General features: G+C 44.4%; 15 protein-coding genes and 1 tRNA gene. 5 read left to right on the forward strand and 11 right to left on the reverse strand.

What is annotated here, in order from left to right; genetic code table 11:
* Positions 1-200 precede the first annotated feature (200 nt).
* Entirely contained in the window at positions 201-1,790 is a 1,590-nt protein-coding gene (locus CXF62_RS13995) for a YifB family Mg chelatase-like AAA ATPase (RefSeq protein ID WP_102094863.1), read from the forward strand.
* Between the two features lie 49 nt (positions 1,791-1,839).
* Here CXF62_RS13995 and CXF62_RS14000 read toward each other — a convergent pair whose 3' ends face one another.
* Together CXF62_RS14000 and CXF62_RS14005 are read right to left on the reverse strand one after the other, a co-directional pair.
* On the reverse strand, positions 1,840-2,523 hold the full coding sequence (locus CXF62_RS14000) for a phosphoglycolate phosphatase (protein WP_102094864.1): 684 nt from the start codon (positions 2,521-2,523) through the stop codon (positions 1,840-1,842).
* 62 nt (positions 2,524-2,585) lie between these two features.
* Entirely contained in the window at positions 2,586-3,086 is a 501-nt protein-coding gene (locus CXF62_RS14005; RefSeq protein WP_101204739.1) for a DUF4385 domain-containing protein, read from the reverse strand.
* 206 nt (positions 3,087-3,292) lie between these two features.
* Here CXF62_RS14005 and CXF62_RS14010 point away from each other — a divergent pair, with 206 nt between their 5' ends.
* Positions 3,293-3,649 (forward strand): hypothetical protein, encoded by a 357-nt coding sequence (locus CXF62_RS14010; RefSeq protein WP_145990562.1) that lies wholly within the window; start codon positions 3,293-3,295, stop codon positions 3,647-3,649.
* Between the two features lie 124 nt (positions 3,650-3,773).
* Here CXF62_RS14010 and CXF62_RS14015 read toward each other — a convergent pair.
* Together CXF62_RS14015 and CXF62_RS14020 are read right to left on the reverse strand one after the other, a co-directional pair.
* A tRNA-Phe gene (locus CXF62_RS14015) sits at positions 3,774-3,849 on the reverse strand.
* Between the two features lie 123 nt (positions 3,850-3,972).
* Complete coding sequence (locus CXF62_RS14020; RefSeq protein ID WP_102094866.1) at positions 3,973-4,395, reverse strand: hypothetical protein; 423 nt, start codon at positions 4,393-4,395, stop codon at positions 3,973-3,975.
* 374 nt (positions 4,396-4,769) lie between these two features.
* Here CXF62_RS14020 and hisB point away from each other — a divergent pair, with 374 nt between their 5' ends.
* The 3 genes from hisB to CXF62_RS14035 all read left to right on the forward strand — a co-directional run bounded on the left by hisB (position 4,770) and on the right by CXF62_RS14035 (position 6,832).
* The gene (gene hisB, locus CXF62_RS14025; protein WP_057762189.1) at positions 4,770-5,435 is read left to right on the forward strand and encodes an imidazoleglycerol-phosphate dehydratase HisB; all 666 of its coding nucleotides are present in this window, start codon (positions 4,770-4,772) and stop codon (positions 5,433-5,435) included.
* A 188-nt stretch (positions 5,436-5,623) separates the two neighbouring features.
* A complete protein-coding gene (hisH, locus tag CXF62_RS14030; RefSeq protein WP_102094867.1) occupies positions 5,624-6,259 on the forward strand; it encodes an imidazole glycerol phosphate synthase subunit HisH in 636 nt (211 codons plus the stop codon).
* 204 nt (positions 6,260-6,463) lie between these two features.
* The gene (locus tag CXF62_RS14035; protein ID WP_228153258.1) at positions 6,464-6,832 is read left to right on the forward strand and encodes a hypothetical protein; all 369 of its coding nucleotides are present in this window, start codon (positions 6,464-6,466) and stop codon (positions 6,830-6,832) included.
* 52 nt (positions 6,833-6,884) lie between these two features.
* Here CXF62_RS14035 and CXF62_RS14040 read toward each other — a convergent pair whose 3' ends face one another.
* The 7 genes from CXF62_RS14040 to CXF62_RS14070 all read right to left on the reverse strand — a co-directional run bounded on the left by CXF62_RS14040 (position 6,885) and on the right by CXF62_RS14070 (position 15,642).
* On the reverse strand, positions 6,885-8,222 hold the full coding sequence (locus CXF62_RS14040) for a valine--pyruvate transaminase (protein ID WP_102094869.1): 1,338 nt from the start codon (positions 8,220-8,222) through the stop codon (positions 6,885-6,887).
* 308 nt (positions 8,223-8,530) lie between these two features.
* Positions 8,531-9,196: a hypothetical protein gene (locus CXF62_RS14045; protein ID WP_102091074.1), complete on the reverse strand. Its 666-nt coding sequence runs from the start codon at positions 9,194-9,196 to the stop codon at positions 8,531-8,533.
* 4 nt (positions 9,197-9,200) lie between these two features.
* Positions 9,201-9,425 (reverse strand): hypothetical protein, encoded by a 225-nt coding sequence (locus tag CXF62_RS14050; RefSeq protein WP_102091073.1) that lies wholly within the window; start codon positions 9,423-9,425, stop codon positions 9,201-9,203.
* 418 nt (positions 9,426-9,843) lie between these two features.
* Positions 9,844-12,486: an ABC transporter permease gene (locus CXF62_RS14055; protein WP_102094870.1), complete on the reverse strand. Its 2,643-nt coding sequence runs from the start codon at positions 12,484-12,486 to the stop codon at positions 9,844-9,846.
* A 19-nt stretch (positions 12,487-12,505) separates the two neighbouring features.
* Positions 12,506-13,225 (reverse strand): ABC transporter ATP-binding protein, encoded by a 720-nt coding sequence (locus tag CXF62_RS14060; protein WP_102094871.1) that lies wholly within the window; start codon positions 13,223-13,225, stop codon positions 12,506-12,508.
* Positions 13,226-13,250: 25 nt separating this feature from the next.
* Positions 13,251-14,111, reverse strand: coding sequence for an arylesterase (locus CXF62_RS14065; protein ID WP_371547886.1), 861 nt, complete (start codon positions 14,109-14,111; stop codon positions 13,251-13,253).
* A 298-nt stretch (positions 14,112-14,409) separates the two neighbouring features.
* Positions 14,410-15,642, reverse strand: coding sequence for an MFS transporter (locus CXF62_RS14070; protein WP_102094873.1), 1,233 nt, complete (start codon positions 15,640-15,642; stop codon positions 14,410-14,412).
* Between the last annotated feature and the right edge of the window lie 96 nt (positions 15,643-15,738).

Below are 15,738 nucleotides of genomic sequence, written 5' to 3' on the forward strand. Positions count from 1 at the left end.
GTATAACAAATCCTTGTTAGCAGTGGGGTGGTCGGAGAGTATTCTTAAATATTAGAATAGAGCTATCATTTACACATAAAAAAACCCAGAACGACGCTGAGGTTGTGGTGATTCTCTCTACACCAGCAATAAAACACGACATTTGCGCGTTGATAAATAATACTTTATTATCAATGACACTCTGTATTAGGAAGATGCTGATGTCGTTTGCCCAAGTCTATACCCGTTCGGTGGTTGGTCTGCATGCTCCCAAGGTCATCATTGAAGTGCATCTATCGCAAGGATTACCTGCATTGACCATCGTTGGCCTACCTGAGGCCGCCGTGCGTGAGAGTAAAGACAGGGTGCGCTCTGCCATTCTCAATTCAGGTTTCCAGTTTCCTAACCGCCGCCTCACGATTAATTTAGCCCCTGCTGATTTGCCTAAAGATGGCGCGCGTTTAGACTTACCAATTGCTATCGGCATACTGGCAGCAAGCGGACAGCTTGAGCCAGAGGTACTATCAGGATTTGAGTTTATCGGCGAATTAGCGCTCAATGGCCAGTTGCGACAAGTAACTGGTAGTTTGGCAGTCGCACGGGCGATTAAAGCTGAAAAACTAGCAATAGCGTTGTCTCAGGTAGCAGCGGATGAACAAAGGCAAAATAATTCAAATAACTCAAATAACTCGCCGCCGATGACACCGCAACTGATTGTACCGATTGATAATGGTCGTGAGGCCAGCCGCGTTGATGGCGTAACGATACTAGCTGCTCAGAGTCTAAAAGCAGTTTGTGATCATCTACAGTCGCTCGTTGACCCAAGTGCAAACTATGAGAGTTTGTCAGTGGTGCAGCCTAATCCAGCACCGCAGCATGTTGGCTATCAAGTGGACTTAGCCGATGTCAAAGGACAACATCATGCTCGGCGCGCGCTAGAGATTGCCGCCGCGGGTGGTCATTCATTGTTATTTACAGGGCCACCAGGTTCTGGCAAGACGCTTATGGCGTCACGATTGCCAACAATATTGCCAGACTTAAGTGATGAAGATGCGCTAGAGGTTGCCAGTACCTATTCGGTGGCGGACAGCGATTATGACTATGGGACGCGGCCGTTCAGACAAGTGCATCATACGATATCAGCTGTAGCATTAGTCGGTGGTGGTTCACGGCCAAAACCAGGCGAGATTACGCTTGCTAATAAAGGGGTATTGTTCCTTGATGAGTTACCAGAATTTGATCGGAGCGTGCTTGAAGTATTACGCCAGCCGTTAGAAGCCAAACAAATTACTATTAGCCGTGCTAACTCTCAAATGACCTTTCCAGCGAATTTTCAATTGGTCGCTGCGATGAATCCTTGCCCATGTGGCTATGATGGCGATACATCAGGACGTTGTCGATGTCGACCTGAGCAAATCAAACGCTATCAAGATAAGTTATCTGGACCTCTCTTAGATCGTATTGACTTACATATTACCGTGCCTGCGTTACCGATTGCTGATTTGCAAAATAGTCAGGTAGGTGAAACCTCCAAGCAAGTACGGGATCGCGTAGTGGTCGCGCATCAGCATCAAATGCAGCGCCAGCAAAAGGTTAATAATGAACTTAGCCCTAGCGAAATTGATGAATATATCCAACTAGGCGACAATGAAAAGCAGTTATTGCAACTTGCTCAGCAGCGTTTGAATCTGTCCGCTCGTGGTTATCATCGAGTGCTAAGAGTAGCACGTACAATCGCGGATTTGGCTAACAGTACCGATATCAACAGCGCCCACGTATCTGAGGCGCTGAGCTATCGCAGTAAAACGTAATCCCTATTTGAGAAAGTTACACCGTGATAATTGTTAGATTCCATATACACTAGGCTTTATCTTTCATAATCCAAGCAACCAAGTCAGCAAAGTGATCAAAGGCTTCGGTTGGATTTAATTCGCGAATATCTTGCCCATAGTTGTAGCCATAAGACAGGCCGAGCGTGTCCATATTGGCGTTCTGTCCAGCCAACATATCGTTTCTAGAGTCACCAATCATCACTGCTTGCTCGACACTGACATTGAGAGTCTCACAGACATGCAGTAGGGGCGTTGGGTCTGGTTTTTTGACAGGTAAACTGTCACCGCCCATCACTTCACTAAACAAATCTTGCCAGCCAAACGACTGTAGTATTTTCGGTACAAATCGAATGGGCTTGTTGGTGACTAAAGCAAGCGTATAGCCAGCTGCGTGCAGTTTTTTGAGTCCGTCATCGACATCTGGATAGGCAACGGTTTTACTACCACTAAGATTCCTATAAGCCTCAAAAAATATTTGCTCTGCGTGATCAGCTTCTCCGACCGTTAGCTCGCCATCTGCTACTTCCACTTTACCAACCAAAGCGCGCTCTACGAGCAGGCGTGAGCCATTTCCTATCCAATTGCGTATCGTCTCGATAGGGTAGGTGTCTTTGCCTAATGTGGTTAGCATGGCGTTGGTTGCGTCGGCCAAATCGGGTACGCTATCAATGAGTGTTCCATCAAAATCAAAAATTAAAAGCTGCTTATTCATTGTTCCTCACTATTGGAAATCGTTATATTTATTATATTGGCCATACCTTAGCACAGTAGCAACTATTCGACATCTTTATAGCGTTCACGATGCTCTTTCTTCATTCTTAAATAATCTTCGTTCTCACGGCATTCATCCCATTTAACTTTAAAGATCCGTGCGGACTCTGCTTTGACTGGGTCTTCCTCTTGTCGTGGCAATTCTTCGCGGCCATGGGCGCCGCTTTGACCTTTTTTATCATCAGGTACCGCGCCTTTATATTTTTTGCCGCCTTTATGATTGGCATAGCGACGAGCGCGGGTATAGCCCATTTGTATAAACTTACGCGCCATATCTGCACCGACGAAATCATCGTCAGCCAAGTAATCTAAAAACATCTGATAGATAGCTTCACTGCTTTCGCGGGCAATGTCAGGAGTCGCAAAACGCCAATGGGGTAAAATCTCAGACTTATACGGCTCTACCAGTAATACGCCTTGCTCACCGCGAGCGACACGGTACAACTCAGGCTGAGCGCGCAAATCTAAACTCTTATAATCCAAGTCGTAATCAAACTCTCTCATAGCTATGACCTATTATTTTTGTCTATTCATATATGGTTATTGAGTATACTTAGCCAAGCTGTTTAGAAAAAAGCACAAAAATGTTATGCAACCGTGACAGTAGGTATTTAGCATCAAAAGCGTTAAGTAGAAATGGTTATGGTAAAGTCAGCTGTGGGACGTATGAAGGCTACAAATATGATGAGTGCAATGCCACGAGAGATACTATGTTGAGAAATAAAATAAGTGTAAATGAGCTGAGCCGTTTGCGATTGACCAAAAATATACTGGTGGCATGGCTATTGCTAACGACAAGCATACTAGCCAACACGACGGCTCACAGCGCATGGTTTGAACGTTTGATTCCGCAAGGTGAGACCTACACGGTACGCGAGATAGATCGCGATTTGGCATTTGTGATAGATGGCTTTATCTATGATGCACGCACGTCTTGTTTTTTGGCAGTGGGCGACCGAGTGATATTTTTTGAGGGGCGTCACGGTATTGATTACCACGCAACTATATACGACTTGGATTCGCGTGAGCGCTGTAATTTATTATTACGTGGTCGGTTGTACGAATAGTGGTCGGCTCTACAAATAAGAGCAACACATGAATAGAATGAACGCTAAAGAATACGGTAAAATTTAAACATAAAAAAAGCCCCGAACATTGCTGTTTAGGGCTTTTTAGAATTCTATTAACGAATGGTGGCTCGAGGCAGGATCGAACTGCCGACACACGGATTTTCAATCCGTTGCTCTACCTACTGAGCTATCGAGCCGTCTTCGTTGAGGTCGCTATTAAACTAAATATACGCGCTTCTGTCAAGCTGTTTTTGCATTATATCTGATAAAAGACGATAAATAATTAGATATTGGCAAAATTAACCGTTTTAGCGCTCAGTTTAGTCTTTTACACGTAATAGTTCGTACTCGCTCATGATACGGTGAATATCGGCGTCAGCAGGGACAAATTCACGTACGCCTTTTCTAACTTCGCAATCATAGACCAGTTTAATAAACTTGGCATCGATAGCACGTTTACGATTCTCTGGATGCACAGTGAGGTACTGCAGGCGCTTAGCATTGGTCTGCCCGTCATCAAAGCAGGCGACAGCGGCGATAGGCTTATCATTGAACATCCCGACATAGAGGTACTGTCCACGTTTAAACCCTTGCTTAATGATATTTAATACCTCGAGACCGTCAGGCTGTGCATCATCACTATCGTACAACGCTTGCAAGCGCTCTGCTAGCTCGTTGTCGCGAGCAGGTTTTTTGATAAGTGGCGCATCCAAACTATTAATGGCGATCGCTTCTAAAGGCATAGCAGTTCCTATAAATAGAGGGTTTCTATAGTATAAATAAGCAGTATGAGACAGCACAAGTCATAGCGTGCAGTGCCGTAAGTAAGGGTCTTCAAAGTCAGCGCGAGTCATGATTGATAATACTGAACACACTATTTTAGCAGAATGAGGTGATTTTGTGCGTGGTTTACCGCTTGGTCGTGGCAGTAAATGTTAGGGTTTGCTATGATGAGGCTATATAATATTTAGTATGTATAAACCCTAATATGTTGATATCTTTTGTATATATCATTTTTTGCTAAGGTCTGACCCAGACACTAGTAAAATATTTTGGGCAGGTTTTTGCCTTATTTATTGACCGCTTTTCACTGATAAAAAACTGATAGAGAGTAGCCATGACAGCCAATGCAACGACGACTGCTGCCACACCTGAGCAAACTGAGTCAAAAAACGTAAATCTATATGGTCGCCCTGAACGTATCGCGACCGTTGAGCGTATCACTGCCGAAACACAAATCACCTGTACCGTTAATCTAGATGGTACGGGTAAAGGTGTGGTAGACACTGGTGTGCCATTTTTGGATCATATGATTGATCAAATTAAGCGTCACGGTTTGTTTGACCTAGATATCAAATGTACCGGTGATACGTTTATTGATGACCATCATAGCGTCGAAGACACTGGCATTACCCTTGGCCAAGCGTTCAATAAAGCATTGGGTGACAAGAAAGGCATTCGTCGTTATGGGCATTTCTATGCGCCGCTAGATGAGTCATTGACCCGTGCTGTCGTCGATCTGTCAGGGCGTCCTGGTTTGCATATGGACATTCCATTTACGCGCTCGCACGTCGGCCGTTTCGATGTTGACCTATTCAGTGAGTTTTTCTACGGGTTCGTCAATCACTCATGGATGACTGTGCATTTGGACAATCTAAAAGGCAAAAACAGCCATCATCAGATCGAATCAACCTTTAAAGCCTTTGCTCGTGCGTTACGTATGGCCTGTGAGTACGATGAGCGTGCGTTGAACACCTTGCCATCGACCAAAGAGGCTTTCTAAGGCGCATTTAAGGCTCTTCTACGGTGTCAGTCAAGCTTGGCGTACTAGTTGTACAGCCTGCGCTTGACTTCCTTGTAGCAAAACCTTATCTACACCCGCGATAATAGAAAGGGCAATAGCCAACAATATAAATGGTCAATAATATAAATAGTACAGTAGTCAAAATATTTAAAAATGAGAACCAATCGATGACTAAAGTAGCACTACTAGATTATGGTATGGGCAACCTGCATTCTGCTAGCAAAGCCCTATCAGTAGTCGGGGCAGAAGTCTCTATCACCAATGATTCAAAAGTCGTTGCGGCGGCTGATAAAATTGTTTTCCCTGGTGTGGGTGCGATGCGTGATTGTATCGCTGGTATGCACGAGGCGGGCATTGATGATGTCATACGTCATGCAGTGTTTAACAAGCCCGTTATGGCCATCTGTGTGGGCATGCAGGCGTTGTTTGAGCAGTCAGCTGAAAATGGTGGTACGGACTGCCTAGGCATCTTAAACGGCACTGTAGAAGCGTTTGACCCTACGTGGAAAGACAAGCAGGGTGCGACGATAAAAGTACCGCATATGGGCTGGAATACCATCAGCGGTATGGATTTTGACCATCCGCTCTGGCACGGTATCGAAGACAATGCGCATTTTTACTTTGTGCATAGTTATTACTGTGAGCCTGCCGATAGCTCACAAGTAGCGGCGGTATGTGACTATGGTCAACCGTTCTGCGCCAGTGTGATCCAAGACAATCTATTTGCCACCCAATTCCATCCAGAAAAGAGCCATACTGCTGGCTTGCAACTGCTCAAGAACTTCGTAGAGTGGAATGTGTAAGTAGGCGATAAACGTGAAGTGAATATTTAATTTAGTAGAAGGTAGATTATCAATTGTATAATCTGCCTTTTTTATGCTCAGCCATCACTTTGTAGCTGCTATTCTTCAGCTATTATAGTTTAGCCATCATGGTTTAGTGATACGCTCAGTTATTTTCTACTTGCTTATATTTGGAATATCTCAGTGGATTTTACTGCCTTTAAAATGAATGTTGTGGAAACAACTGGCCTTGCCAAAGATGCCTTACATATCTATGTCGGTGTCGGTGTTTATCTGCTGTGTCTGGTTGCGCTGCGTCCTATTATCAAAAGCCAAGGTATTCGGTCATTTATCGCTCTGATCGTCGTGACTTGCATTGCGCTGTTGGGTGAGTATCTGGACAATCGAGATACGATTGAATCGCTTGGCTTGGCAAGCTTGAGCCGTGATCAGATACTCGCGAGTATCCGTGATTTGATTAATACGTGTATGCTGTCGTATGTGCTCTTTGCATTGAATAAGTGGACGACTATATTTCGACCAACCTATAAATCTACTTCATTGACCAAACGCCATAAAAAAACGGACTATTGATTAGTCCGTTTTTTCACTTTGCTATTTGAATTTATAATTCTAGCAGCTCATCTTATTTCTTGGCTTCATCATACAGCTCACGTACGACTTCACCAATGGCTTTAATACCATCCGTTAGCGTCTGCTCATCAGCGGCGATACTCATGCGGATACACTCATGTGCGTGCTGATAATCGCTAACATCGACACCAGGGAAGAAGTACTCACTTGGCACGATAAGCGTGCCTTTTTCTTTAAGGCGCTCGTATAGATCCAGCGTGCTAATTGGCAAGTCTTTAAACCATAACCATAAGAATATCGCGCCTTCAGGCTTATGAATGACCAACGGATAATCGCCCAAGGCTTCTTTTAATAGCTTCACCGCGAGTGTCGCCTGCTTTTGATAAAACGGCTTAATCTCATTATCGGCTAACTGCTTGATACGGTCATTCTCTACCAACGGCGTGGCAATCGCTGCACCAAAGCGTGTCGGCGCTAGATTGACCACTGCATTCATCGCGCTGACCGCTTCGATTACTTTGGCATCAGCCACGATAATACCCGTACGCATACCAGGCAAACCAATCTTCGACAGGCTAAAGCACAGAATCGTATTGTTATCCCAATTCAGATGCGCGTCAGAGTAGATGATATTGGGGAAGGGCATACCGTAGGCGTTATCGATAATTAGCGGTATGTCATAGCGTTTGGCAATCTCGGCCAAATGCGCCATTTCATCATCGGTTAGCACGTTGCCAGTAGGATTAGTTGGGCGTGAGCAGCAAATCGCGCCGATACGACCTTCCTTTAACGCTGGCAAGTTCTCTAACGCGTCAAAATCCACACGATATTTAAAGAAACCTTCCTCGCCATCATGCGTCACTTCATCGATATGCGGTAATACCGCGGTGAAATGCTGACCTTCCACATGCACATCGCTATAGCCAATATACTCAGGGGTCAATGGCAGTAGAATGGACTTGTCGATAGACTCGCTATTCTCATCTTGACTATTTTCATCAACGAACGCACCGCCAAACAGATTAAACAGATAGAAAAACGCATTCTGTGAGCCATTGGTCAGGGCAATGTTTTCTGAAGTAAGATTCCAATCATAATGACGGTTAAAGAAGCCAACCAACGCATCAATAAAGGCGGCATCACCTTGCGGATTAGAGTAGTTCGCCATGCTAATAATCGCGCTACTGTTGGGTACGCCTGCGTCGTTATCAACGCCCAGCGCCTTATAGGTCTCCAAAAACAACTCATTGACAGCATCAATTTTGGCAGGATTACCACCGCCCAGCATGTTGACTGGCTGATCGCTTTTTAGCGCGTCGCCCAAATCGTCCATCAATTGTGAAATGCCAGTGGGCTGGGTAAATTTTTGACCGAACTTTGAGAATTTCATAAGGCTACCATGCTGTTTGGGAGGGTGTTATAAGTGGGTATTTAACCGATAAAGTGGGGCTAGTATAGCAAATGGTGGGGGTAAGGTAAGCACGCAGTAGTGTTGATATTGTCTTATCTGTTTGTACGTCAAGTAAATAAAAAACGCCCGCTAAATGAATAGGGGCGCAAAATTTCCAAATCTTAATTGTGAATGTAACGAAATATAAATTTAAACAAAAGTTTGCTAGGTAGATCTGGTTAAAAGTAACAAATGTTTGGACCAATAAAACAGTCTATAATAGTTATGAGTACTACGTTTGAAGAAACTTACTTTTGTACAGTCGTTTGAGAGTATAAAAAATTTACTAAGAAATCTGGTTTTTTTAGTTCAAAACTTCCCGATGCATAACCAGCTAATAGTGTAACAATCATACCTATAACAAAAGCTACTAATATATCCCATAATCTATCTTTAAAAGTCTTGGTTTTTCTAACCTTTTTAATAGAACTCACTTTGCTTGCTACAAATAAATCCAAAAATTTATTTAAAGCCTCAATAGATTGATACCACAGAATAATTGTGTCTTCAGGGTTTACACCTGTGTTCGTTACTTCTGCTCTTCGAGCTTTTTTAGCAAATTCTTCAGATTCTTTGAGTAATTTATAACAACCATCCATTGTAGAATTATGTCCAAGTTGCATCAAGTCTGCATCACTAGAAAAGTCTTTAGCTCTTTTACGTAGTTCAATCCATATCAATTTTGCGCAGTCTAAAGACGCCCTAACTAGATGACCGTGTGCCTTGTCATAGTTCTTTGTAGCTGTCTCAAGACAAGTAGTGGTTTTAGCAACAACTAAATGGCTTAAGCATGCTTGCAGTTCGAATGATACTTGCTCGCTTTTCTCTCCAATGGTTGCAACTAAATCAGCGTATAAGTACTTAAATGTTTCATTATAAAATTTGTAGACTTCATCTTCATTAGTCACTGTCATTAATCTAACACTCTATAAAAACGTACTCGTCAAGCGCATCATTAATATCACTAGTAGTCATTTTTTTATAATCAAAAACATTCCCTCTTGCAGGAACAAGACTATTCTCGGATTTAGTAAATGGTATCACTTCTAAATTCTTAGTACTTCTTACTTTCTCTTCGATTTCTAGAATAGAAAGATTTTCAGCACTTGAATTTACTAGTTTTCTAAAAATATCTCCTATCATAGAAACCTCTAATTTTTAATGGTCGGATATTATACTCATATTATGATAATGAGCACAGCTTTATTTCTAAGGTATCGTAACTGTAATATTAAGGATTAACAAGGAGTTAATGTATATAGATAGTAATAACTAACCTCTATATTAGAAAAAATCATTATCAGAATATAAATTTTAGTGATGTATAAGATATTGATTTATAAAAGATAAATAAGATGAAAGGCATGAAAAACTATGTCATCACCTGAATAGGATAGAATAAATGCAAGCATTTATTCTATCCTATTCAGGTGATGACAAGATATAGAAATATGTAAAATATTGTAATATTTAATCTACATTTAAATACAATAATACACGAGATATTGGTTACATGCACTAAACATATTTTCGTTACAACAAAATCTTCAACATCAACTCACTAAATCATCGCCCTTACTCTTGCCATAATTCCGCGCCCAATCACCAATCTCACATAAATAATAGCAATGGCAAACAGCAACACGATTAATGCTGCACCGCCAATCGCCAAGCTCGTCCACGGCACACTAAATTGTAGATTAAACCATTGCGTGATTGCTGCCCATGCGCCAACGCTGGCGATCACAACGGCAAAGGTCGCCGCACTAATACCAAGCACACCCAGCTCTAAGATATTGAGCATATACAAGTCCCGCTTTTGCATACCGAGCAGTCTAAATGACGCGCTGTCTTTCATGCGATCTTGTGAGGTAGACAGTAGCGAGCTGATCAGCACCATGACGCCAGTGAGTAGGGCAAGTAAGGTAAACACATAGACCAAGCGGCTCATTTGTACCACCAACTCTTGGATTTGCTTGGCGATAGCAGTGCCATCAATCGTAGTGACAGCAGGGAACTCGCGTACCAGCTTGCCTTGCAGTTCTGGAATGGCATCTTCTGATACGTGCGCGGTGGCAAATTGAATCTGCGGGGCGGCGGATAGTACAGACGGCTCAAACAAGAAGTAAAAATACGGACTTGGGCCACGCTCATAGCGCGTGCGAATACTGGTAATCTGCCCGATGATTTCGATACCTTGAATGTTAAAACGTACCTGATCACCCATACCGACATTGAGCATACTGGCAGCAGTGTCCAAGATAGACAAGGGTTTGATTTGCTCATTTGTCGCATCGATAGGGGTATATAGCGCATCATCTGTGAGCGATTCAGTGATGTATTCTGTCTCCATGACCGTATCTGCATAGCTCAAGTTAAAGACACGCGTGGGATCATCAAACCCATCAGCAGGCTCGATATCTTTTGCCGCCACATCATTTGCCGTTTCCACACGGGCACGAATGACGGGATAATAAGTGACAGGCGCCTCAATGAACGCATCAATATCGTCATGCTGATCGCTCTGCACATCGAGCAAAAACAGATTGGGCGCGTCTTCAGGATAAGCATTGATAAACTGCGCATTGATACTGTGATTGAGTGTGGTGATAAGCGTCAGCACCGCCACCGATAGTGATAAGGTGACAAAGAATAACGCTGATTGGTTGCCTTTACGCGCCAGATTATGAATGGAGATACGCTGCATCCAACTGACCTTGGTATTACTTGCCAACTTGTTGAGCAGCCAGAGCCACCCACGTGCCAATAGCCAAAATATCGCCACAAAGCCAATCAAGCCGCCCAATAACTGTGCGCCTAATGACAGCGAACCCACTTCATAAGCAAAGAAAGCATACAGCCCTGCCAGCACCAAGCCATACCATAGTAACGGTACGCGTCGATACCAAGGCAAGCTTTGTGTTTGCGTGCTCGCCCCTTGATTGAGTAGGGTAGCGGGTTTGGTCGTGTTAAGTGCGCTTAGACCACGCTGCGCAATCAGTAGCGTCAGGGCTAAAGCAATCACAATGGTTTTAATCGCACTGATTGGATTGATGGCTAGACCAACGTCGGCAGGCAATATAGCGACCAGATACGGCTGACCGATTTTAAGCAAGCCCAGACTAAGGGTAACCGCTGCGATACAAGCAATGACAGTCGTGACGATAAGTAGCTGATAGTAGCTACGCTTGAGTGAGCCAAGTGGCTCGCCGAGCGCCAAGCGAATCGCGTTATTGGACTGCTGCTTGCTGACAAACGCACTAATGACGCCGTACATGGCGACCGCAGATAGTAGTAACACCGCGATGACTAGCAGTTTTAAAAACATCAGCACATTATCAGAGATACGCGAAACCGAGGTATCTGCAGACTCTGCGTCAGAGAGCTCGATATCAGGATAATTAGTCAGGATATCTGTGAGCTTGTCACGCTGCGTGGTTATTAGCTCTGGATCGCCTGCCATCTCGATACGATAGTTTATTCGGCTACGTTGTCCCAATAGGTTGGTTGATGGAAGTGCATCTTGTTTCATCAACACACGCCCACCGAAACCAAAGGTGGTCAGCGGACGGTCAGGCTCTTTGGTTAGTACATCACTAATCGTGAACTGCGCATCGCCAATGGTGATACGGTCGCCGACATCGGCCTGTAGACTACTGAGCACTTCTGGTGCGACGATCACACTGTCAGATGTTAGCTGATCCCACAGTGGCTGTCCTGAGGCAAGCTCCGCTGTGCCGTATAGGGGATACGACGGCGAGACGGCTTTGACGCTGGCAAGCAAGGTTTGCTCATCGTTGACCAGCATGGCGCTAAACTGATAGTCATACACCGTCTGTGTATCAGGGATAGTTTCTACCTGTGACAATACTTCGCTTGGCCAGTCTTGCTTACTGTTTAGGATTAGATCCCCACCAACGAGCGCGCGCTGATTGTCATTGATGTAGCTATCGACAGACTGCTGCACAGAGTCGAGGGTTAGGTAGGTTGCAAGTGACAAGGTCAACGTTAGTAGGAACAACACGGGATACACCCAGCGCTGCCACCAACTACGGCTGAGTGCTTGTGAGCCTAGTGTTTGAAAACCTAGAGTACGGGTAAATAGTTGACTAAGAATGCCGCTAGGATAACTGGACTCTTGATGCATACTGGTAGCAGTCTTTTTTGTATCAGGCGATTTGTTGTCTGTGGGCTTACTATTCATTAAGATACAATCCAGTTATTCATGTAGGTACAATGCGGCCGTCATGCATAGTGATGACGCGATCTGCCATCTCGGCAAGTGCAGGGTCATGAGTCACGACCACCAGTGCCGAGCCAACCTGTTGACGTAGGTCTAACAATAGCTGCATGACTTGATCAGCATTTTGCTCATCCAAGTTACCCGTTGGCTCATCCGCAAACACAATCTTTGGATGCGATACCAGTGCTCGTGCTACTGCTGTACGCTGCTGCTCACCACCTGACAACTGATTGGGTAAGCTGTGACGTCTATGCCCTAAGTCGACCGCATCTATCAGCTCGTCTACGCGTGCTAGGTTTGGACGTCTGGCAATATCAAGTGGAAAGGCGATATTTTCAGCGACGGTCAGTGTGGGCAATAAATGAAACGACTGAAAGACAAAGCCCATATCCTGTTGACGAATAACGGCTAGCGCATCTTCGTCAAGACTGCTAAGCATTTGACCTGCCAGCGATACCGTACCGTTATCGGGATAGTCTAATGCCGCGAGTAAACCTAACAAAGTAGATTTACCTGAGCCTGATTTGCCCATAATGACCACAAACTCGCCAGCATTAACATAGATATCCACGTCTTTGATGATGGACAGCTTTTGCTCACCGACTTGTACGGTTTTATTTAACTGTGAGGCGGTCAGTAGTGCTTGTGTCTTAGCGTCTGCTTGTGGCGTTGCTGTGGCAGTCGAAGATGATGATGTCATTACAGTATCTCGTTTAATGGTCTCGTTAAATAGTCTCGTTTGTCTTATTTTCTGTCGTATTGTCTTGAGCAGTCGTAGCTGTGTTATCGGTATCGGCTGTTTTTAACTCTTGTAGTTCTTCTAGCTCTTTTAACTTAGTCTCTAGAATAGGCAGGATATTGTTATTAACGATAATCTCATAGCCTTCTTTGGTTGGATGAATCGCATCTGCTTGGTTAAGCTCTCGGTCACCGCCGACGCCCTCTAAGAAGAACGGAATAAGCGTTAGATTCATATCCTTGGCAACACGTGGATAAATGTCTGAGAATGCCGCGACGTATTCACTGCCTAGATTGTCATAGATCGACATACCGCCCAAGATGACGACACTGCCATTGTCTTGCAGGTGCTTAACCGCAGTACGAATATTGGCTTCAATGGTCGCCACATCGATACCGCGTATCGCATCGTTAGCACCGATAGTTAATATAGTGATGTCAGGTTTGGTTTGCGATACCCAGTCCAATCGATTGACCAATCCCGTACTGGTTTCACCGCTTAGACCTGAGTTGATAACTTTGGCGTTAGCGTAGCCCATCTCTTGCAGACGATCTTCTAACTGAGCAGGATAGTTGTCGTCTTTGTCCACTCCCAAACCTTCTGTCAGTGAGTCACCAAGCGCTAGAATAGTAAGTGATGAGGATTTGACCTGTTGATCAGTTGATGCTGCGGTTTCAGTGGCTACTGGAGCAGTGCTGGCTTGACGGTTAGTCGCTTCAGTACTGGTACTCTGCGTGTCAGTAGCAGGTGTCGTTTCAGCTTCTTTTTGACAGCCACTGATAGCCATTACAGCTGCGAGCATAGCGATAGCAGGCAAGCACCGACCAAAACGAGAGGGAAATTTCATCATGGGTGTTATGTCCTATATGCAATCAAACCAAGGTATAGTCAAATCCTATCTAAATCAGATACGGTATCAGTCGGATGAGTCGTCAGGCTCGCTCAGTCTACTATTGGTAGTACTGTCACTCACCTTCCTTTTATCCAGATTATATTGAGTATCCAGCTTATATTAAGTATCTAAGTTATATTGAACTGACTATAGCAAAATAAGACAGTGACCTATATTGCCCTAAGGTTAATTTAAAGCCGCTTTATTGCGTGTTAGCAATTATGGCCTTATGAATAACAAAGGCTTATAGCAATCAAATATATTTGCCATCGACCATCACTGGACGACTAACAAGCCAAGCAATCACGACGTTGACAATCATCAGTATCAGCATAATAAAAAGTGGCACACTCCAACTGCCCGTTGTTTCATGCAGCCAGCCTGTACCCAATGGCCCAAAAAACGCAATGACGTAACCAACTGCTTGAGCCATGCCAGACAGCTCACTTGCCTGATTGGTCGTATAAGTACGCATAGAGAACAGCATCATGCTCAAGGTAAAAATTGCTGAACAGCCCATGCCCATCATACCTGACCATAGCCATGCCAAATCAGTCGATAGATAGCTGACACCCAATATACCAACGACGTTTAGCACAGCAGCAAATACAGCCAATGCTTGAATAGGTCGGCCGCGATTGACCAACCAAGTTAAACTTAAGATAGAAACCGGTGCCATAAACTGAAATACAGAGCCCATCTGTCCAGCACTGACGGCAGATAGTCCCTTACTGACCCAAATCGATGGTAAAAAACTGGCAACGGTGTAAAACAATAATGACTGCAATCCCATAAAAATAGCAATCTGCCACGCAAAGGTGGTTCGCCACATAGAGATATCAGAAGAACCTAAAGCCGCAGGGATAACTGCTTGATGATTGGACGAACCCAAACGTACACGTAAGAACAGCCAGATAACAAAGGCAAATACGCCTAGTATTGTCCAACCGCCTAATGCCCACTGCCAACCTACTTGCTCCGATAGCGGTAATACGACGCCTGCGACGATACCTGCTGCTGTGGTCATCGTCAGACTAAACAGACCAGTAATCAGCGGAATATGTTGCGGGGTACGCTGTTTAATGACCGGTGCTGCTAAAGTATTAGCGAAACCAATAGCAAGGGTAAGTAGCAAAGTACCAATTAAAAACCCACTCCATGTCGGGATAGCGGTACGGATAATCATCCCTACCGTCAATAGCCCAATCATGGCAATCAGTGTGTTTTCTAGTCCGAATCGCTTACCAATGGTTGGGGAAATCAGCGCACCAACGGCAAAGCTCAGCATAGGCACTGCTCCTAGCCAGCCTATCTGAAACTCAGAGATATCAAGCGCGTCTTTTACCACTGGGGCGATAGAACCTAGCGCGACGATAGGCGCACGCATATTGGTAGCTAGCAGAATCATGGCACACAGTACCAACCAAAAGGTAAAGCGTGAGGAGGGCAGGCTAGATGAAGCAGATAGATTGGACGAGGTAGACATAGCAGCACAACGATGACAGCGAAAAAAGAACACGTTATCAAACAGCGCCAAGAAATTGCCGCTTATAAAATAACACCAGAGAGCATTTACCCAGAC

The sequence above is a fragment of the Psychrobacter sp. MES7-P7E genome, assembly GCF_002863645.1.
Taxonomy (GTDB): domain Bacteria; phylum Pseudomonadota; class Gammaproteobacteria; order Pseudomonadales; family Moraxellaceae; genus Psychrobacter.